This is a genomic window from Kitasatospora sp. NPDC088264, assembly GCF_040685715.1.
In the GTDB taxonomy this organism is placed as follows: domain Bacteria; phylum Actinomycetota; class Actinomycetes; order Streptomycetales; family Streptomycetaceae; genus Kitasatospora.
In genome coordinates this window covers 17248-36577 of the sequence record NZ_JBFBIR010000013.1, presented here as the reverse complement: position 1 = coordinate 36577, position 19330 = coordinate 17248, and the positions used below count along the sequence as shown (strand labels likewise).

The following is a 19330-nucleotide window of genomic DNA, read 5'->3' as shown; positions in this document are numbered from 1 at the left end:
CTTCTCTTCCGTCACATTCCTCGTCGCGGGAAAGCCTGGGCGCCGGCCGCCCCTGCTGCCTGTCGGAGGTAGGGGTTGGTGGCGCGCTCGTGGCCGATGGTGGTCTGTCCGCCGTGGCCGGAGAGGACCACGGTGGTGTCGTCGAGGGGCAGGCACACCCGGGCCAGCGACCGCATGATCGCCTCGCTGTCCCCGCCCGGGAGGTCGGTACGCCCGATGGAGCCGGCGAACAGCAGGTCGCCCGAGAACAGCACCGGGGGGAGGTCCTCGGCACCGGGCGTCCGGAAGGTCACCGACCCCCCGGTATGGCCCGGGGCGTGGTCCACGGTGAGCTGCAGGCCGGCGAGCTCCAGCACGGCGCCGTCGGTGAGCTCGCGCACGTCGTCGGGCTCGCCGACGGTGAGCTCGCCCATCAGCTGGGTGCCCAGGGCGCGGCCGAGGGCCTTCTCCGGGTCGGACATCATGTACCGGTCCTCGGGGTGGATCCAGGCCGGGACGCCGCGGGCGCCGCAGACCGGGACCACCGAGGCCACGTGGTCGATGTGGCCGTGCGTGAGCACCACGGCGACGGGCTTGAGCCCGTGCTCGCGGACCACCTCCTCGACACCGCGCGCCGCCTGGTGGCCGGGATCGACGATGACGCACTCCTCGCCCGCCGCCGGGGCGACCAGGTAGCAGTTGGTGCCCCAGGCTCCAGCGGGGAATCCGGCGATGAACACGCGCGTCCTTCGTGATGCGGTCGGCAGTGGCGGCTACGGTCGCGGCGGCCGGGTCGGATGCAGCCACCAGTCATGCAGCAAACCAGTGAGGTAAAGGCAGCCTACCGGCGGTGCGGGTGCGGTTGCGAACCAGATAGGGGTGGCGCGCGCGGTTCGCACTGACAGGTTCACCGCGTTCTTACAGGCCCGGTCCCTACACTTGGCCGCCGATGGATGCGATGATCCGCTTCGGTACCCATCCACTTTCCCAGCACATCCGTAGGAGACACGGCCGGTGGTCAGCAGCGAACAGCGGCGGCGGCAGCTCGCCCGAGAGAAGTACGAGCGCCAGATGGAGCGGCGGGTCGCCGCGCGGTCCGCGCGCAGGCGCCGCAACACGATCCTGGGCGCCGCGCTCGCCGTCGTGGTGCTGGCCGGCGGCGGTGCGCTGGTCGGCACCGGCGCGTTCGGCTCGGACAAGGACAAGTCGGCTTCGGCCGCCTCCTCCGCCCAGGCCGCGCCGAGCCAGAGCGCCGAGCCGACCACCCCGACCCGCAAGCCGGTCGAGGGCTGCGCCGATCCGGCGCCGGGCGCGCCGAACGGCAAGCAGTGGCAGGCCGAGCCGGCCATGGCGATCGACGCGGGCGGCTCGTACACCGCGACGCTGGACACCAACTGCGGCAAGGTGACGCTCGCGCTCGACGCGGCCAAGGCCCCGCACACGGTGAACTCCTTCGTCTTCCTGGCCGGGGAGAAGTACTTCGACCACACCAAGTGCCACCGCCTCACCACCGACGGCATCTTCGTGCTCCAGTGCGGCGACCCGACCGCCAGCGCGACCGTCCCGGGCGGCACCGGCGGCCCCGGTTACAAGTTCGCGGACGAGAACCTGACCGGCGCGACCTACCCGGCGGGCACCGTGGCGATGGCCAACTCCGGCCCCGGCACGAACGGGAGCCAGTTCTTCCTGGTCTACAAGGACACCCAGCTGCCCCCGAACTACACCCCCTTCGGCAAGATCACCGGGGGCCTGGACGCGGTGCAGAAGATCGCCGCCGCGGGCACCCTGGAGGGTGCCCCGGACGGCCACCCGATGGCCGACGTCACCTTCAACTCGGTGACCACCGCGAAGAGTTGACATCTCCCGGGGCCGCCCGCAAGGGGCGCCCGAAGCGCCTCGGCGCGGCCCCGGCCCGAAATCGCCCGGCCCGGATGCGGACAGCACCGGGGCTGGTCGCCTATGTTGGCGTTGTATCAGGGTGCCCGCACCCGCCTGGCCGTCACCCTCGGCAGCAAGTCACGGCGGACGGGGACGGCGGACTCATCGGTCCGCCGCACATCAACTGTGGACGACGGACGCGCGCCGCCCCGGCGCGGGCGCGACGTCATGTGGAGGACGCGCTATGAGCAGCGACCCGTGGGGCCGTGTCGACGAGCAGGGCACGGTCTACGTCAGGACGGCCGACGGCGAACACGTCGTGGGTTCCTGGCAGGCCGGCTCGCCCGAGGAGGCCCTCGCCTACTTCGAGCGCAAGTACCAGGGCATCGAGGTGGAGATCGGCCTGCTGGAGAAGCGGGTGCGCACCACCGACCTGGCCGCCAAGGACGCCCAGGCCGCGCTGGACCACCTGCGCGCCCAGGTGACCGAGGGGCACGCGGTCGGCGACCTGGCCGCCCTGGCCAAGCGGCTGGACACGCTCGCCGGCGAGATCGAGAGCCGGCGCGAGGAGCGCAAGGCCGCCCGCGCCAAGGCCCAGGACGAGACCCGCACCGCCAAGGAGACGCTGGTCTCCGAGGCCGAGCAGCTCGCCGAGTCCACCCAGTGGCGGGAGGCCGGGGACCGGCTGCGCGCCCTGGTGGACACCTGGAAGGGCCTGCCCCGGCTGGACCGCAAGAGCGACGACGAGCTGTGGCACCGCTTCTCGCACGCCCGCTCGGTCTTCTCCAAGCACCGCAAGGCGCACTTCGCGACCCTGGACGCCGAGCGCGAGCAGGCCCGGCAGACCAAGGAGGCGCTGGTCGCCGAGGCCGAGGCGCTGTCCTCGTCCACCGAGTGGGGCGACACCGCGGCCGCCTACCGCGACCTGATGGCGCGCTGGAAGTCCGCCGGCCGGGCCCAGCGGGACATCGAGGACGAGCTGTGGGCGCGGTTCCGCGGCGCGCAGGACGTCTTCTTCCAGGCCCGTTCCGCGGTGTTCAGCGAGCGGGACGCCGAGCAGGTGGCCAACCAGAAGCTCAAGGAGGCACTGGCCACCGAGGCCGAGGCGATCCTGCCGATCACCGACCTGAAGGCCGCCAAGGCGGCGCTGCGCGAGGTCAACGAGCGCTGGGAGGCGATCGGGCACGTGCCGCGCGACGCCCGTCCGAAGCTGGACGGCCGGCTGAACACGGTCGAGCGGGCCATCCGCGAGGCCGAGGACGCCGAGTGGAGGCGCTCCAACCCGGAGGCCAAGGCGCGCGCCGCCGGCATGGTCGGCCTGTTCGAGGCGAAGGCCGACAAGATCCGGGCCGATCTGGACAAGGCCCGCGCCGCCGGCAACGCCGGCCGGATCGCCAAGCTGGAGAACGAGCTGGCCGGCGTGCAGACCCTGCTGGAGCAGGCGCACCGCAGCCAGGAGGAGTTCAGCGGCTGATCCGCCGAACGCGCGAGAGAGGGCCCCGGGATCTCCCGGGGCCCTCTCTCGCGCTCGGGGCGCTACTTGCGGGCCGAGGTGACGCGGTAGACGTCGTAGACGCCCTCGACACCGCGCACGGCCTTGAGCACGTGGCCGAGGTGTTTCGGGTCGCCCATCTCGAAGGTGAAGCGGCTCATCGCGACCCGGTCGCGGGAGGTCTGCACCGCCGCCGACAGGATGTTGACGTGCTGGTCTGAGAGCACCCGGGTGACGTCCGAGAGCAGCCGGGAGCGGTCCAGCGCCTCGACCTGGATGGCCACCAGGAACACCGAGGACTGGGTGGCGGCCCACTCGACGTCGATCATCCGCTCGGGCTGCTGGCTCAGCGACTCGACGTTGACGCAGTCGGCGCGGTGCACCGAGACGCCGTTGCCGCGGGTCACGAAGCCGACGATCGGGTCGCCCGGCACCGGGGTGCAGCAGCGGGACAGCTTGACCCAGACGTCCTCGACGCCCTTGACGATCACGCCCGGGTCGCCCTTGGCCCGGCGGCGCGCCGCCCGGCGGTTGTCGTGCGTCGGGGTCGCGGTCTCGGCGAGGTCCTCGGTGGCGCCCTCCTCGCCGCCGAGCGCCTGGACCAGCTTCTGCACGATGTTCTGCGCGGTGACGTGGCCCTCGCCGATCGCGGCGTAGAGCGAGGAGATGTCGGGGTAGCGCATCTCGTGGGCCAGGGTGACCAGCGAGTCGCCGGTCAGGATCCGCTGGATCGGCAGGCCCTGCTTGCGCATCGCCCGGACGATCGCCTCCTTGCCGTGCTCGATCGCCTCCTCGCGGCGCTCCTTGGAGAACCAGGCGCGGATCTTGTTGCGGGCGCGCGGCGACTTGACGAAGCCCAGCCAGTCCCGGGACGGTCCGGCGTTCTCCGCCTTGGAGGTGAACACCTCGACGGCGTCGCCGTTCTCCAGCGTCGACTCCAGCGGCACCAGCCGCCCGTTGACCCGGGCCCCTATCGTCCGGTAGCCCACCTCGGTGTGCACCGCGAAGGCGAAGTCGACCGGGGTCGCGCCGGCCGGCAGGGCTATCACGTCGCCCTTGGGCGTGAAGACGAAGACCTCGTTGCTGGCCAGGTCGAAGCGCAGCGACTCCAGGAACTCGCCCGGGTCGGCGGTCTCCTTCTGCCAGTCCAGCAGCTGCCGCAGCCAGGCCATCTCGTTGACGGCGCCGGCCTTGTCGTCCTTGCGGACCTGGGTCGGGGTGTCGGTGCGGACCTTGGACGCGCCGGCCACGGCGCGCTGCTTGTACTTCCAGTGCGCGGCGATGCCGTACTCGGCCCGGCGGTGCATGTCGAAGGTGCGGATCTGGAGTTCGACGGGCTTGCCGCCGGGGCCGATCACCGTCGTGTGCAGCGACTGGTACATGTTGAACTTGGGCATCGCGATGTAGTCCTTGAACCGCCCCGGCACCGGGTTCCACCGCGCGTGGATGGTGCCCAGCGCCGCGTAGCAGTCGCGGACGGTGTCGACCAGGACCCGGATGCCCACCAGGTCGTAGATCTCGGCGAAGTCCCGGCCCCGGACGATCATCTTCTGGTAGACCGAGTAGTAGTGCTTCGGCCGGCCGGTGACGGAGGCGGTGATCCGGGCGCCGCGCAGGTCCCCCTGGACCTGGTCGATGACGGTCGCCAGGTACTCGTCCCGCTTGGGGGCGCGCTCGGCGACCAGCCGGACGATCTCGTCGTACATCTTGGGGTAGAGGATCGCGAAGGCGAGGTCCTCCAGCTCCCACTTGATGGTGTTCATGCCCAGCCGGTGCGCCAGCGGGGCGTAGATCTCCAGCGTCTCGCGGGCCTTCTTCTCCTGCTTCTCCCGCTTGAGGTAGCGCATCGTGCGCATGTTGTGCAGGCGGTCGGCCAGCTTGATCACCAGGACCCGCGGGTCCTTGGCCATCGCGACGACCATCTTGCGGACGGTCTCGGCCTGCGCGGCCTCGCCGAACTTGACCCGGTCCAGCTTGGTGACGCCGTCCACCAGCAGCGCCACCGAGTCGCCGAAGTCCTTGCGCAGGGTCTCCAGGCCGTAGTCGGTGTCCTCGACGGTGTCGTGCAGCAGCCCGGCCATCAGGGTCGGGGCGTCCATCCCCAGCTCGGCCAGGATGGTGGCCACCGCCAGCGGGTGGGTGATGTACGGGTCGCCGCTCTTGCGCTTCTGCCCGCGGTGCCACTTCTCGGCGACGGCGTAGGCCCGCTCGATGTCCCGCAGCAGCGCCGGGTCGGCCTTCGGGTCGTTCGCCCGGATCGACCGGAACAGCGGCTCCAGCACGGGGTTGAGCACGCTGGAGCGCTGGCCGCCGAGGCGGGCCAGGCGGGCGCGCATGCCACCCGAGGAGGAGCCGCGCCCGGTGGGGCCGGTCGGTCGCGAGGAGGTCGGCGCCGGGCGTGCCGGGGTGGCCCCCGAGGGCGTGGGACGGTTGTCGGGGGCGGCCGCTTCTGCCGTGGGCACAACCTCGTCGGGCAAGGACTCTCCTCGGGGCACCGGGGCCGACCCCTGCCGCGGCCCGTACGGTCGGACGCAACCGGGAGGGGGTGAATCTTCATGGTACCGAGCCGGGCGCCCCGGCGTTCATCCACCCGGGCCGGAAACGGAAGGGCGGCGGTCGGATGATCCGACCGCCGCCCTTCGTTCAGGTCCCTCAGACCGTGACCAGCGTCTCCAGCGGGGCGCCGTTCAGGTGCCCGGACAGCCGTTCCCGGCCGTCCAGGAAGCCCAGCTCCATCAGCACCACGACGCCCACCAGCTCGGCGCCGGCCTCCTTCACCAGGTCCAGCGAGGCGCCGATGGTGCCACCGGTGGCCAGCACGTCGTCCACCACCAGCACCCGCTCACCGGGCGCGAAGGCGTCGCACTGCACCTCCAGCGTCGCCGAGCCGTACTCCAGCTCGTACGAGCGCCGGAACACCTCACCGGGCAGCTTGCCCTGCTTGCGGATCGGCACGAAGCCGAGCCCGGCCGCGAAGGCCGCCGGAGCCGCCAGCACGAAGCCGCGCGCCTCCAGGCCCACCACCTTGGTCGCCCCGAGCTCCCGCGCCCGGTCCGCCAGCGCCCTGGTGAGGGCGCCGAAGGCCTCGGCGTCGGCCAGCAGCGGCGCGATGTCCTTGAACAGCACACCCGGCTTCGGGTAGTCCGGGACGTCCCGGATCCGGCTGTTCAACAGATCGGCCAGTGCGGTGTCGGCGGTGGTCACGGCGTGTCCTTACGATCGGGTCGGTTCAGCGCTTGGTGGACGGACGGCCCTTGGCACGCGTGGTGCCGGCCGCCCGGCCGCGCTGACCGACCATACCCGCAGGCAGGTCCTCGTCCGCGATCTCCTCGTCCGCCGGCACCTCGCCGGCGGCCTTGGCAGCGGCCGCGGCCCGGTGCTGCAGGACCCGCTTGCGCAGCGCCTTCATCTCCGGCTGCTCCTCCTTGAGCTGCGCCAGCAGCGGAGTGGCGACGCAGATCGACGAGTAGGCACCGGCCGCGAGGCCGATGAACAGCGCCAGCGAGATGTCGTTCAGCGTGCCGGCACCCAGGAGGCCACCGCCGATGAACAGCAGCGCGGCGACCGGGAGCAGGGCGACCACGGTGGTGTTGAGCGAACGCACCAGGGTCTGGTTGAGGCCCGCGTTGGCCGCCTCGCTGTAGGTGAGCTTGTTCTGCTTGGTGAGGTCCTTGGTGTTCTCCTTCACGGTGTCGAAGACGACGACCGTGTCGTAGAGCGAGTACCCGAGGATGGTCAGGAAGCCGATCACCGTACCGGGGGTGACCTCGAAGCCCACCAGGGCGTACACGCCGATGGTGATCAGGAGGTCGTGGATGAGGGCGACCAGGGCCGCCACCGCCATCCGCCACTCGAAGGCGATCGCCAGGTAGACCGTCACCAGGACCATGAAGATGATCAGGCCGGTGAGCGCCTTCGAGGAGATCTGCTTGCCCCAGCTGGGGCCGATCACCTGGGCCTCGACGGTGTCCAGCGGCACGGCCAGCTTCTCGGAGAGCTGAGCGCGGATCTCGTCCGAGCTCTTCGGCTCCTCGGTGCTGACCTGGATGCGGATCTTGCCGTTGTCGGTCGACTGCACCAGCGGGTGCGAGGAGACGATCTTGTCGGACGTCTCCTGCGCCTGCGAGACGGTCAGCCCCGGCTTGGTCACGGTGTAGACCGAGCCGCCCTTGAACTCGATGCCCAGGTGCAGGCCCATCGCCAGACCGATCGCCGCGATCAGCACGATCACGCCGGAGATGGAGTACCAGAGCTTACGGCGCCCGACGAAGTCGAAGCTGACCTCGCCCTGGTAGAGCCGGTGTCCCAGATTGGAGAAGCGTGACACGGTGTCAGGCCTCCTTCACGGCGGCAGAGGAGGGGCTACGGCGACGGCTGCTGCGCAGCGGCGGGCGGGCGCCCAGCCGCTTCGGGTCCAGGCCGGACCACGGGTGACCGTTGGCGAAGAACTTGCGCCGGGCCAGCAGCGTGATCACCGGCTTGGTGAAGAGGAAGATCACCACGACGTCCAGCGCGGTGGTCAGCCCCAGGGTGAACGCGAAGCCCTGGACCTTGCCGACCGAGACCACGTAGAGCACGGCGGCACAGAGGAAGGACACGAAGTCCGACACCAGGATGGTGCGCCGGGCGCGCGGCCAGGCCCGCTGGACCGCCGGGCGCAGCGGGGCGCCCTCGCGGACCTCGTCGCGGATGCGCTCGAAGTAGACGATGAAGGAGTCGGCGGTGATGCCGATCGCGACGATCGCACCGCAGACCGCGGGCAGGTTCAGCGCGAAGCCGATCCCGGCGCCGAGCAGGCTCATGATCGAGTAGGTCAGGGCCGCCGAGACGAGCAGACCGGCGATCGAGACCAGGCCGAGGCCGCGGTAGTAGACCAGCGAGTAGAGCACCACCAGCAGCATGCCGATCACGCCTGCGACCAGACCGGCCATGAGCTGGTCGCCGCCGAGCGCCGGGGAGACGGTGGTGATCTCGCCCTTGCTGAATTCCAGCGGCAGGGCGCCGTAGCCCAGCACGTTGGACAGGTCCTGCGCCTCGGCCTGGCTGAAGCGGCCGGTGATCACGGCACTGCCGCCGGGGATCACGTTCTTGACCTCGGGGTGCGAGACGACCTGGTTGTCCAGCACGATCGCGAACTGGTTGTTCGGCGGGGCCTGGGTGGCGAGCTGGCCGGTGACCTTGGTGAAGGCGTCGGTGCCGGCGCCGTTGAACTGCAGCTGGACCTGCCAGCCGGCACCCGTCTGGGTGTCGAGGCTCGGCTGGGCCTTGGAGACGTCCGAGCCCTTCACGGCGACGGGGCCGAGGACGAGCTTCTCGTAGTAGCCGTTCTCGGGCTTCTGCGAGCAGGCGACGACGGCCTTGTCCTCGGGGCCGGTCTGGGCCGCGCGGGCCTCCGGCTTGGTGCAGTCGAGGTTGGTGAAGGCCGTGGCCAGCTCCGGCGGCACGGTGCCCTGGGTCATCGCGGCGCTGACGTCCGCGGCGCTGGGCGGGGTGGCGGGCGCGGACGGCGTGGTGGCGGCGCTCGGGGCGGTGCTCGCGCCCGTCGCGGCGGCGCTCGGGCTGGCGTCGGCGGCCAGCGCCTCACCGGCCGGGCGGCCCTGCTTGCTGCCGCTCGCGCTGGGCGTGCCGGACGCGCTCGCGCCGGCCGAGGCGGTGGACCCGGCGGACGGGGCCGCGCTCGGGGTGCCGGTGGCCGAGGGGGAGCCGGTGGGCGCCGGCGGCGTGAAGCCGCTGGGCGCCACCGCCAGGACCGGGCGGAAGAACAGCTTGGCGGTGGTACCCACCTGGTCCGCCGCGTTCTGCTGGTTGCCGCCCTTGGGGATGTTCACGATGATCGTGTTGTCGCCCTGGGTCTGCACCTCCGCCTCGGAGACACCCATGCCGTTGACGCGGCGCTCGATGATCCCGGTGGCGATGTCCATGTTGGACTTGGTGATCGCCTTGGGGTCTGTCGACTTCGCGGTCAGCGTGATGCTGGTGCCACCGGCGAGGTCGATTCCGAGCCGGGGCTTGGTGTGGCCCGTCCCGAACATGAGGGCGACCAGTCCGACGGTGACGACCAGGATGAGGGCCAGCGCCCGCCCTGGGTAGCCGTCGCGCGGGCGCGACTTGGGTGTTGCCACCTTGCTCGTTTCTCCCTGTCCATGCCACTCCCCCAACCGGACCCCCGTCCGGCTTGTGGCGGGACGGGGGCATGGCGGTTCTGCGGCCCTGAGGTCCTGTGGGCTCGCGGCACTGGGCCGCGCGGCCGGGCTGGTGCCCGACCGTACTACTTGCTCGCGGGAGCCCCGCCCTCGACGTCGCCCTTGGCGCCGCCGTCCTTGGTGAGCGTCAGCGGCTTGTCCTCGACCGGCTCGGCGTCGGCGTCCTCGGCCTCCGGCTCGGCCAGCTCGTCATCGGCGGGGCGGCCGTTGATGATCGCGTCGTACTCCTGGGGGTCCAGGACAGCGGCGATCGCGCTCTTGGTGAAGTGGGTGACCACGCCGGGCGCGATCTCCAGCTCGATGGTCTCCTCGTTGACCGCCTTCACCTGGGCGTACAGGCCGCCGATGGTGCGCACCCCCGCCCCTGGCTCCAGCGAGGTCTGCATCTGCTGCATCTGCGACTGGCGCTTCTTCTGCGACCGGAACATGAGCACGATCGCGATGATCGGGAGGAGAAGGATGATGAAGTTCACTGCAGCCAGGGTCCTTTACGGGCCGCCGACCGGCGGCCTGTGTGGTATTGGTCGGCCCGTCAGGTGAGCGGGGCGGTCCGGCGGAGTCTAGGCGACCCCGAACTGATCGGACAACGCCAAGCATCGCATCCTGCCGCCAAAAGTGGCGACCCTCCGCCTGCACAGTTTCCCCGGACTTCGCCCCCGGCTCGCACGCGGGCCACTCACCGGGGTGGCGCATCGGACGCCTCCCGGGAACCGGCGGGCGGCGATCACCCGTTCAGCCCTCGTCGGCCCGGAGGAGTTCGGATTGCGCGGGCACGGCGCCCCGGTTGGCCTGGACCGGCGGGGTCAGCCCGAGGTGCTGCCAGGCCGCCGCGGTGGCGATCCGGCCGCGCGGGGTCCGGGCGAGCAGGCCCTCGCGGACCAGGAAGGGCTCCGCCACCTCCTCGACCGTCTCGGACTCCTCCCCCACCGCGACCGCGAGAGTCGACAAACCGACCGGCCCGCCGCCGAACAGCCGCAGCAGCGCGGTCAGCACCGCGCGGTCCAGCCGGTCCAGACCGCGGGCGTCCACCTCGTAGACGTCCAGCGCCCGGGCGGCGATCTCCGCGGTGACCTGGCCGTCGTGCCGCACCTGCGCGAAGTCGCGGACCCGGCGCAGCAGCCGGTTGGCGATGCGCGGCGTCCCCCGCGAGCGGCCGGCGATCTCGGCGGCGCCGGCCGGGTCGATCTCCACGTCCAGCAGGGTGGCCGAGCGGCGCACCACCCGTTCGAGCTCGGCCGGGGCGTAGAACTCCATGTGCCCGGTGAAGCCGAAGCGGTCGCGCAGCGGGGGCGGCAGCAGGCCGGCCCGGGTGGTGGCGCCGACCAGGGTGAAGGGCGGCAGTTCCAGCGGGATGGCGGTGGCGCCCGGGCCCTTGCCGACGATCACGTCGACCCGGAAGTCCTCCATCGCCATGTAGAGCATCTCCTCGGCCGGACGGGACATCCGGTGGATCTCGTCGAGGAAGAGCACCTCGCCCTCGGCGAGCGAGGAGAGGATCGCCGCGAGGTCCCCCGCGTGCTGGATCGCCGGACCGGAGGTGATCCGGATCGGGGCGCCCAGCTCGGCGGCGATGATCATGGACAGGGTGGTCTTGCCCAGCCCGGGCGGCCCGCTGAGCAGCACGTGGTCGGGCGCGCTGCCGCGCTTGCGGGCCGCCTGGAGCACCAGGGACAGCTGCTCGCGCACCCGCTCCTGACCGATGAACTCGTCCAGCACCTTGGGGCGCAGCGCCGCCTCGACCGCCTGGTCCTCCCCGTCGGCGGCGGCCGTCACCAGCCGGTCGCCCGGGTCCGAGTCGTACGGACTCATCAGCACATGCTCCAAAGTCGACAAGAGGACAGATCGCCAGATGGCTTTAGCGGGATCGGTTGAGGCCGCGCAGGGCGAGCCGGAGCAGTGCGCCGACGTCCGGCGTCTGCTGGGCCTCCGCCTCGGGGGTGACGGCCACGACCGCCTCGTCCGCCTCGCGCGGAGCGTAGCCGAGACCGGTCAGCGCCGAGTGCAGCTGCTCGCTCCAGGGGGCCGGACCGCTCGCGATCGGCTTCTGCGCCGGCACCGCGCCGTGCGGGGCTCCCAGCTTGTCCTTGTACTCCAGCAGCAGCTTGGCGGCCTTCGCCTTCCCGATGCCGGGCACGGCCACCAGCGCCTTCTCGTCGCCGCCGGCCACCGCGGCCCGCAGCGCGTCGGGGCTGTGCACCCCGAGGATCGCCTGCGCCAGCTTCGGGCCGACGCCCGGCGCGGCCTGGAGGATCTCGAAGACGGCGCGCTCGTCGTCGTCCGCGAAGCCGAACAGGGTCAGCGAGTCCTCCCGGACCACCAGCGAGGTCGCGAGCCGGGCGGGCTCACCCAGCCGGAGCCCGGCCAGCGTGTTCGGCGTGCACTGCACGGCCATGCCGACCCCGCCGACCTCGACCACGGCGAGTCCGGAGGAGATGGCCGCCACGGGCCCTTGCACGAAGGCGATCACCGGCTGCTTCCTTTCAGGGGGGTGGCGCGGGCCGCCCGTACCGCGGCCTCCAGGCGGTTGACCGCCCTGCCGCGCCAGATGTGGCAGATGGCCAGCGCCAGCGCGTCGGCGGCGTCGGCGGGCTTGGGCGGGGCGTCCAGCCGCAGCAGGCGCTGCACCATGGCCGTGACCTGCGCCTTGTCGGCCCGGCCGGAGCCGGTGACGGCGGCCTTGACCTCGCTCGGGGTGTGCAGGGTGACCGGGATGCCGCGCCGGGTGGCGCAGAGCATCGCGACCGCGCTGGCCTGGGCGGTGCCCATCACCGTCCGGACGTTGTGCTGGGCGAACACCCGCTCGACGGCGACCAGCTCCGGCTCGTGCTCGTCGAGCCAGGCCTCCATGCCCTGCTCCACCAGCAGCAGCCGCCGCCCGATCTCGTCCTCGGCGGGGGTGCGCACCACGCCGACCCCGACCATCCGCAGCGGCCGCCCCGGCGCACCCTCGACCACGCCGATCCCGCACCTGGTCAGCCCCGGGTCCACGCCCAGTACCCGTACCACAGCCCCGCCTCTCGTTGGTCGCCGCCCGCCTCCGGGCGCTCCGGCCCGGGCACGCCCTCCGGCCCACGGCGGGCGACCTGCGAAGGCTACCGTCCGGGTCCGACAGCGCCCGCAAAGACACCGGCCCGGCGGTCGGAAGACCGCCGGGCCGGGGAGTGAGAACGATCACTCGGCGTCGAGCTGCGCACCGACCTCGTCGGAGATGTCGAAGTTGGCGAAGACGTTCTGCACGTCGTCGCTGTCCTCCAGCACGTCGATCAGCTTGAGGATCTTGCGGGCGCCGTCGACGTCCAGCTCGACCTGCATGCTCGGGAGGAAGTTGGCCTCGGCCGAGTCGTAGTCGACGCCGGCGTCCACCAGCGCGGTGCGCACGGCGACCATCTTGGCGGCCTCGGAGACGATCTCGAACGAGTCGCCGAGGTCGTTGATCTCCTCGGGCTCCTGGTCGAGGACGACCTCGAAGAGCTTGTCCTCGTCCACGCCGTCAGCCTTGGGGACGATCACGACGCCCTTGCGGGTGAACAGGTACGACACCGAGCCCGGGTCGGCCATCGAGCCGCCGTTGCGGGTCATCGCGACGCGCACGTCGGAGGCGGCGCGGTTGCGGTTGTCGGTGAGGCACTCGATCAGGACGGCGACGCCGTTCGGGCCGTAGCCCTCGTACATGATGGTCTGGTAGTCGGCGCCGCCGGCCTCCAGACCGCCACCGCGCTTGACGGCGCGGTTGATGTTGTCGATCGGGACCGAGCTCTTCTTCGCCTTCTGGATGGCGTCGTAGAGGGTCGGGTTGCCGGCCGGGTCGGGACCGCCGGTGCGCGCCGCCACCTCGATGTTCTTGATCATCTTGGCGAAGAGCTTGCCGCGCTTGGCGTCGATCACGGCCTTCTTGTGCTTGGTGGTAGCCCACTTAGAGTGGCCGGACATTCGCCAGCTCCTTTACGTCGCCAAAGGGAAATGAAACAGATGAGATCTTACCGGTGTCGTCACCGGAAAGGCGCACACGGTCAGCGCCGCCCCAGGTACTCCTCGACCATCGCGACGAAGTAGGCGTGCACGCGGTGGTCGCCGGTGAGCTCCGGGTGGAAGGAGGTCGCCAGCAGGTTGCCCTGGCGCACGGCCACGATCCGGCTCTCCGGACCGTCCGCGGCGGGCAGCTCGGCCAGCACCTCGACACCCGCGCCGACGCCCTCGACCCAGGGGGCCCGGATGAAGACGCCGTGCACCGGCGCGTCGCCCAGGCCCTCGAAGGCGACACCGGACTCGAAGGACTCGTTCTGGCGGCCGAAGGCGTTGCGGCGCACGGTCATGTCGATGCCGCCGACGGTCTCCTGGTCGTCCCGGCCGTCCAGGATCTTGTCGGCCAGCATGATCATTCCCGCGCAGGTGCCGTACACCGGCATCCCGGCGGCGACCCGCTCGCGCAGCGGGTCCATCACGCCGAACAGCAGCGCCAGCTTGGACATGGTGGTGGACTCCCCGCCGGGGATCACCAGCGCGTCGACCTCGGCCAGCTCCTCGGCACGGCGCACCGGGCGGGCGAGCGCGTCGGCCTCGGCCAGCGCGACCAGGTGCTCGCGGACGTCACCCTGGAGGGCGAGGACGCCGATGACTGGAGTGCTCACGGTCTTCAACCTCGTTAGATCGTTCTACGGATGTACGTGACGCGGCCCGCCGCGCGCCGAGGCGCTGCGACGGGCCGGCACAAGGGGCGACTACCAGCCGCGGTTGGCGTAGCGCTCGGTCTCCGGCAGGGTGTCGCAGTTGATGCCGACCATGGCCTCGCCGAGGTTGCGGGAGGCGTCCGCGATGATCTTCGGGTCATCGAAGAAGGTGGTGGCCTTCACGATGGCGGCGGCGCGCTTGGCCGGGTCGCCCGACTTGAAGATGCCCGAACCGACGAAGACGCCCTCGGCGCCGAGCTGGCGCATCAGCGCGGCGTCGGCCGGGGTGGCCACGCCACCGGCGGAGAACAGCACGACCGGCAGCTTGCCGAGCTCGGCGACCTCCTTGACGAGCTCGTACGGGGCGCGCAGCTCCTTGGCGGCGGCGTACAGCTCGTTGTTGTCGAAGCCGCGCAGCTTGGCGATCTCGTTCTTGATCTGGCGCAGGTGGCGGACGGCCTCGACGACGTTGCCGGTGCCGGCCTCGCCCTTCGAGCGGATCATGGCCGCGCCCTCGGCGATGCGGCGCAGGGCCTCGCCCAGGTTGGTGGCGCCACAGACGAAGGGGGTGGTGAAGGCCCACTTGTCGGAGTGGTTGACCTCGTCGGCCGGGGTCAGCACCTCGGACTCGTCGATGTAGTCGACGCCGAGCGACTGGAGGACCTGGGCCTCGACGAAGTGACCGATCCGCGACTTGGCCATCACCGGGATGGAGACCGCCTCGATGATCTCCTCGATCATGTTCGGGTCGGACATCCGGGCCACGCCGCCGTCCTTGCGGATGTCGGCCGGAACCCGCTCCAGCGCCATGACGGCCACCGCGCCGGCGTCCTCGGCGATCTTGGCCTGCTCGGCGTTGACCACGTCCATGATCACACCGCCCTTGAGCTGCTCGGCCATGCCGCGCTTCACCCGGGCGGTACCGATCTGCGGCTGGTCTGCGGTGGTGGGGGTGGTGGACACGTGAGACCTCACTCGAAGATGAACCAGTGCTATCGCCCTATGGTAGGCGGAACGGGTGACGCAACCATGCGCCACCAAGTCCAGCCCGGACGACGGGATGCGACAAACGGGCCGTATCCGAGCACAGCCTAGGCGGGTGCCCCTTCGGGCGTGAGCGCGGGCGGCGGGGCATCGTCCATCTCGAACGCCAGCGGGAACGGGGCCTTCCCCGCCAACCGGAAGTACCGCACCAGACGGTGTTCGCGCACCGCCCGCGCCGCCCGCACCGCGTCGTTGTGGAACCGGCGCGCCATCGGCGCCCGGCGCACCGCCGCCGTCAGGTCGCGCACCGCGTCCTCCCCGCCCGGCTCCGCCACCAGCGCCGCCACCTGCTCCGGCTCGGCGAAGACCGCCCGCAGCGCCAGGCTCAGCTGGCTCTCCGCCACCTCACGCTGGTCGTCCTCGGCCTGCCGGGCCGCGTGCGCCGCGTCCAGCAGCAGCAGCGAGGCCGCCGGGTCCAGCAGCGAGGACGTGGCCAGCTCCATCGCCACCGAGGCCCGACGGACCAGCTGCGCGTCCAACGCGGCCCGCGCCGCGTCGATCCTGGCGTGCAGCCGGTCCAACCGACCGGCCGTCCAACTCAGGTACATGCCGAAGAGCACCACGGCCACGCCGGCCCAGATCCAGGTAGTCACGGGGCGCAACGCTACCGGGTGTCACCGGCTCAGCCCTCCGCGCTCGCGCTCCGGTAGGACCCGCGGTCGATGTCGGAGACGTTCACCGCGGTGTGCAGCCGGGTGCCCGGCGCCGGCGCGACGTGCTCCGCCAGCAGCGCCAGCACGCCCTCGCTGAGCGCCGCCTTCGCCTCCGGCGTACGGCCCGGGAAGATCTGGAACTCGACGTACACCTGCGCGGCGGCCCCCTCGCCCTCCCCCACCACGAAGTCGTCGTTCTGCCGGAACAGCGTCTTGCACGCCTCCGGCTTCGCGTCGATCGTCCCCACCGCGAGCCGGTTGATCGCCACGCCCAGCGCCCGGCGGTCGAAGGAGCCGGCCAGGCTCGGCGAGTAGTCGACGGAGATCTGCGGCATCGGTGCCCCCATGCGTCGTGCCCGAATACGGTCGACCGACCCTAACGCCGCCGACACCCCGGAAAAGTCCCGGGCCCGCCGGCCTCAGTCCCGGGCCAGCCCGAACCGGCCGCGCCGGCCGCCGCGCACGTCCTCCTCGACCACCGCCGCGGCCCCCGCCGCCACCGTCTCGTACACCGCCAGGATGTCCGCGCCGACCGTCGACCAGTCGAACCGCCGCACGTACCGCGAGGCGGCCTTGCTCAGCTCCCCCAGCCGCCCCGGATCGCCCAGCAGCCGCAGCGCCGCAGCGGCCAGCGCGTCCGCGTCCTCCACCGGGAACAGCTCGCCCGCGTCCCCGCCGTCCAGCACCTGCTTGAACGCGTCCAGGTCGCTGGCCAGCACCGGGGCGCCCGCCGACATCGCCTCGACCAGGATGATCCCGAAGCTCTCGCCACCGGTGTTCGGCGCCACGTACAGGTCCACGCTGCGCAGCAGCCGGGCCTTGTCGCGGTCGCTCACCATGCCGAGGAACTCCACCTGACGGCGGACCTCCGGCGCCAGGCCGGCGACGGCCTCCTCCTCGTCCCCCTTGCCCGCCACCAGCAGCCGCACGCCCGGCCGCTCGGCCAGGATCTTCGGCAGCGCCGCCAGCAGCGTCGGCAGGCCCTTGCGCGGCTCGTTGATGCGGCCGACGAAGCCGATCGTGCCCGGCTCCCCGGCCGCCGCACCGCCGCACCAGCGCTCATCCGGCTCGGCGTCCGCGAAGAAGCCGACGTCCACGCCGTTCGGGATCACCACCGCGTCGCCGCCCAGGTGCTCCACCAGCGTCCGCCGGGCGTACTCCGACACCGCGATCCGGGCCCGCATCTTCTCCAGGCCGGGCTGCAGGATCGGCGAGGCCGCGATCATCGCCCGCGAGCGCGGGTTGGAGGTGTGGAACGTCCCCACCATCGGCCCGGACGCCGACCAGGCGGCCAGCATCGACACGCTCGGCGCGGCCGGCTCGTGCACGTGCAGGATGTCGAACCGGCCCTCGTGCAACCACCGCCGCGTCCGCGCCGCCGACAGGACGCCGAAGCTCAGCCGCGCCACCGACCCGTTGTACGGCACCGCCACCGCCCGCCCGGCGCCGACCACGTACGGCGGCAGCGCCTCCTCGTCCTCGGCCGGCGACAGCACCGAGACCTCGTGGCCCAGACCGATCAGGTGCTCGGCCAGGTCCCGGATGTGGAACTGCACCCCACCGGGGACGTCCCAGTCGTACGGGCAGACGATGCCGATCTTCACGGGTTCCTCATGCTCCTTCGGGTACTCCTGCTGGCCGGGATCAGGACCCGGAGGCCTCGGCCGCCGGCTCGCCGGCCGGCTCCGGCGCGGCCGCCCGGGCCGCCTCGGAGTGCGGCGCGGCCGCCTCCTCCACCGTCTCACGGACCGGGAGGTCGGCCAGCCAGAACCGCTGCAGCATGTGCCAGTCCTCGGGGTGCTCGCGGATCGCCTCCTCCCACACCTGCGCCAGCGCCTGCGTCATCACCTGCGTCCGCTCCTTGCGGTCGCCCTCCTGCGGCACCGGCACCTCGGGGTGGATCCGCGCCCGCATCACCGGGCCGTCGTACCAGAGCGTCACCGGCAGCAGCGCCGCCCCGGTGCGCTGGCACAGCGCCGCCGGACCGGCCGGCATCCGGGTCGCCTCCCCGAAGAACGACACCTCCACGCCCGCCTCCGAGAGGTCCCGGTCCCCCACCAGGCAGACCAGCCGGCCCTCGCGCAGCCGTCGCGCCAGCGTGCCGATCACGTTCATCCCGCCCCCGGTCAACGCCAGGACCTCCATGCCCTGGCCCTCCCGGAACTCCACGAACCGGTCGAACAGCCGCTCCGGCTTCAACCGCTCCGCGACCGTGGTGAACGGGAAGCCCAGCTGCGCCACCCAGGTGCCCGCCAGGTCCCAGTTGCCCATGTGCGGCAGCGCGATCACCGCGCCCCGACCGGCCTCGATCGGCGCGCGCAGGTTCTCCAGGCCTTCCGACCGGACATCCCGGGCCACCCGCTCCCTGCTCCAGACCGGCAGCCGGAACGACTCCATCCAGTACCGCAGGTACGAACGCATCCCGGCCCGGGACAGCGCCCGCAGGCCCGCCTCGTCCAGTCCCGGACGGACCCGGCGCAGGTTCGCCTCCAACTGGAGCACCCGCTTGCCCCGCCGGCGCCAGGCGTGGTCCGCCAGCCGGTCGAACAGGCCCCGCGCCACCCGCTCCGGCAGGTGCTTCAGCACCGCCCAGCCCAGCGCGTACGCCCAGTACACCAGTCGGTCCGTCACCGCAGGACGCCCCCCATCAGCTCCCGGCCGCCGCTCGGTCGGCCTCGAACGCCTCCCGGCGCACGGTCAGCATGCGCTGGAACACCGTCACCAGACTGCCCACCGCCACCAGCCACAGCGCCACCGGCAGCAGCCACTCCACGTACGGCACCCCGAACTTGTGCAGACCCGCGACCCCGGCCGCCACCAGGCTGGCCACCAGCCGCTCGGCCCGCTCCACCAGCCCCGACACGTCGCACGGCAGCCCCTGGCTCTGCGCCCGCGCCTTGGTGTACGACACCACCAGCCCGCTCGCCAGGCAGCAGATCGCCACCGCGCACAGCAGGTTGTCGTCACCCTTGCCCGCGTACCACATCGCCAGACCACCGAAGATCGCCGCATCCGCGACCCGGTCCAGCGTGGAGTCCAGGAACGCCCCCCACCTGGTGCTCCGGCCCAGCTGGCGGGCCATGTTCCCGTCCACCAGGTCCGAGAAGATGAACAGCGTGATCGTGATGGTGCCCCAGAAGAACTCCCCGCGGGGGAAGAACACCAGCGCACCGGCCACCGAACCGGCCGTACCGATCAGCGTCACGGCGTCCGGGCTCACGCCCAGCCGGATCAGGAACGCGGCGAACGGGGTCAGAACACGTGTGAAGAAGGCACGCGCGTATTTGTTGAGCATGGCCTTCCCGACCGCTCCGATCTCCCTGGTACCCGCCTGGCGCAACACGCGCGGCAGACGGCCGGACGGATCAGCCCGTCCGGCCCACCCATCGTAGCCAGGCCGGAGGCACGCTCCGT

General features: G+C 71.9%; 18 protein-coding genes and 1 pseudogene. 2 read left to right on the top strand and 17 right to left on the bottom strand.

Annotated elements, in window-relative coordinates:
• Nucleotides 1–11: 11 nt before the first annotated feature.
• Complete coding sequence (locus AB0O82_RS13215; protein WP_363583086.1) at nucleotides 12–719, bottom strand: MBL fold metallo-hydrolase; 708 nt, start codon at nucleotides 717–719, stop codon at nucleotides 12–14.
• Nucleotides 720–993: 274 nt separating this feature from the next.
• Here AB0O82_RS13215 and AB0O82_RS13210 point away from each other — a divergent pair, with 274 nt between their 5' ends.
• A complete protein-coding gene (locus AB0O82_RS13210; protein WP_363583084.1) occupies nucleotides 994–1836 on the top strand; it encodes a peptidylprolyl isomerase in 843 nt (280 codons plus the stop codon).
• Nucleotides 1837–2101: 265 nt separating this feature from the next.
• Nucleotides 2102–3331 carry a DUF349 domain-containing protein gene (locus AB0O82_RS13205; protein WP_363583082.1) on the top strand — a complete coding sequence of 410 codons (1230 nt, stop codon included), beginning with the start codon at nucleotides 2102–2104 and terminating at the stop codon, nucleotides 3329–3331.
• 62 nt (nucleotides 3332–3393) lie between these two features.
• On the opposite strand, the pseudogene AB0O82_RS13200 reads toward AB0O82_RS13205, so the two are convergent.
• The 16 genes and pseudogenes from AB0O82_RS13200 to pgsA form a co-directional block, all read right to left on the bottom strand.
• Nucleotides 3394–5697 (bottom strand): annotated as a pseudogene (locus tag AB0O82_RS13200) (bifunctional (p)ppGpp synthetase/guanosine-3',5'-bis(diphosphate) 3'-pyrophosphohydrolase); the annotation flags it as partial.
• A 304-nt stretch (nucleotides 5698–6001) separates the two neighbouring features.
• On the bottom strand, nucleotides 6002–6553 hold the full coding sequence (locus tag AB0O82_RS13195; RefSeq protein ID WP_363583080.1) for an adenine phosphoribosyltransferase: 552 nt from the start codon (nucleotides 6551–6553) through the stop codon (nucleotides 6002–6004).
• Nucleotides 6554–6578: 25 nt separating this feature from the next.
• Complete coding sequence (secF, locus tag AB0O82_RS13190) at nucleotides 6579–7676, bottom strand: protein translocase subunit SecF (protein ID WP_363583078.1); 1098 nt, start codon at nucleotides 7674–7676, stop codon at nucleotides 6579–6581.
• Nucleotides 7677–7680: 4 nt separating this feature from the next.
• Nucleotides 7681–9381 (bottom strand): protein translocase subunit SecD, encoded by a 1701-nt coding sequence (gene secD / locus AB0O82_RS13185; RefSeq protein WP_363583270.1) that lies wholly within the window; start codon nucleotides 9379–9381, stop codon nucleotides 7681–7683.
• Nucleotides 9382–9617: 236 nt separating this feature from the next.
• Entirely contained in the window at nucleotides 9618–10025 is a 408-nt protein-coding gene (yajC, locus tag AB0O82_RS13180) for a preprotein translocase subunit YajC (RefSeq protein ID WP_363583076.1), read from the bottom strand.
• A gap of 259 nt (nucleotides 10026–10284) precedes the next feature.
• Nucleotides 10285–11361, bottom strand: a complete 1077-nt coding sequence (ruvB, locus tag AB0O82_RS13175) for a Holliday junction branch migration DNA helicase RuvB (protein ID WP_363583074.1) — start codon at nucleotides 11359–11361, stop codon at nucleotides 10285–10287.
• Nucleotides 11362–11407: 46 nt separating this feature from the next.
• Complete coding sequence (gene ruvA / locus AB0O82_RS13170) at nucleotides 11408–12019, bottom strand: Holliday junction branch migration protein RuvA (protein ID WP_063346808.1); 612 nt, start codon at nucleotides 12017–12019, stop codon at nucleotides 11408–11410.
• Nucleotides 12016–12558: a crossover junction endodeoxyribonuclease RuvC gene (gene ruvC, locus AB0O82_RS13165; protein WP_363583072.1), complete on the bottom strand. Its 543-nt coding sequence runs from the start codon at nucleotides 12556–12558 to the stop codon at nucleotides 12016–12018. Before ruvC ends, ruvA begins: the two co-directional genes overlap by 4 nt.
• A gap of 165 nt (nucleotides 12559–12723) precedes the next feature.
• Nucleotides 12724–13482 (bottom strand): YebC/PmpR family DNA-binding transcriptional regulator, encoded by a 759-nt coding sequence (locus tag AB0O82_RS13160; RefSeq protein ID WP_363583070.1) that lies wholly within the window; start codon nucleotides 13480–13482, stop codon nucleotides 12724–12726.
• 80 nt (nucleotides 13483–13562) lie between these two features.
• Nucleotides 13563–14180, bottom strand: a complete 618-nt coding sequence (gene pdxT, locus AB0O82_RS13155) for a pyridoxal 5'-phosphate synthase glutaminase subunit PdxT (RefSeq protein ID WP_363583068.1) — start codon at nucleotides 14178–14180, stop codon at nucleotides 13563–13565.
• Between the two features lie 90 nt (nucleotides 14181–14270).
• Nucleotides 14271–15182 (bottom strand): pyridoxal 5'-phosphate synthase lyase subunit PdxS, encoded by a 912-nt coding sequence (gene pdxS / locus AB0O82_RS13150; protein ID WP_063346811.1) that lies wholly within the window; start codon nucleotides 15180–15182, stop codon nucleotides 14271–14273.
• Nucleotides 15183–15310: 128 nt separating this feature from the next.
• On the bottom strand, nucleotides 15311–15811 hold the full coding sequence (locus AB0O82_RS13145; protein WP_063350972.1) for a hypothetical protein: 501 nt from the start codon (nucleotides 15809–15811) through the stop codon (nucleotides 15311–15313).
• 74 nt (nucleotides 15812–15885) lie between these two features.
• Nucleotides 15886–16251, bottom strand: a complete 366-nt coding sequence (locus tag AB0O82_RS13140; protein ID WP_363583066.1) for an isomerase — start codon at nucleotides 16249–16251, stop codon at nucleotides 15886–15888.
• Nucleotides 16252–16335: 84 nt separating this feature from the next.
• Nucleotides 16336–17520, bottom strand: a complete 1185-nt coding sequence (locus AB0O82_RS13135) for a glycosyltransferase family 4 protein (protein WP_363583064.1) — start codon at nucleotides 17518–17520, stop codon at nucleotides 16336–16338.
• Nucleotides 17521–17560: 40 nt separating this feature from the next.
• Nucleotides 17561–18547 carry a phosphatidylinositol mannoside acyltransferase gene (locus AB0O82_RS13130; protein WP_363583062.1) on the bottom strand — a complete coding sequence of 329 codons (987 nt, stop codon included), beginning with the start codon at nucleotides 18545–18547 and terminating at the stop codon, nucleotides 17561–17563.
• Nucleotides 18548–18563: 16 nt separating this feature from the next.
• Nucleotides 18564–19211, bottom strand: coding sequence for a phosphatidylinositol phosphate synthase (pgsA, locus tag AB0O82_RS13125; RefSeq protein ID WP_363583060.1), 648 nt, complete (start codon nucleotides 19209–19211; stop codon nucleotides 18564–18566).
• Nucleotides 19212–19330 lie beyond the last annotated feature (119 nt).

Excerpts from the sequence above, each read along its gene's own strand:
- ruvB (WP_363583074.1), bottom strand. The coding sequence starts at position 11,361 with ATGAGTCCGTACGACTCGGACCCGGGCGACCGGCTGGTGACGGCCGCC.
- AB0O82_RS13205 (WP_363583082.1), top strand. The coding sequence starts at position 2,102 with ATGAGCAGCGACCCGTGGGGCCGTGTCGACGAGCAGGGCACGGTCTAC.
- AB0O82_RS13145 (WP_063350972.1), bottom strand. The coding sequence starts at position 15,811 with ATGTACCTGAGTTGGACGGCCGGTCGGTTGGACCGGCTGCACGCCAGG.
- secD (WP_363583270.1), bottom strand. The coding sequence starts at position 9,381 with ATGTTCGGGACGGGCCACACCAAGCCCCGGCTCGGAATCGACCTCGCC.
- AB0O82_RS13160 (WP_363583070.1), bottom strand. The coding sequence starts at position 13,482 with ATGTCCGGCCACTCTAAGTGGGCTACCACCAAGCACAAGAAGGCCGTG.
- pgsA (WP_363583060.1), bottom strand. The coding sequence starts at position 19,211 with ATGCTCAACAAATACGCGCGTGCCTTCTTCACACGTGTTCTGACCCCG.
- AB0O82_RS13140 (WP_363583066.1), bottom strand. The coding sequence starts at position 16,251 with ATGCCGCAGATCTCCGTCGACTACTCGCCGAGCCTGGCCGGCTCCTTC.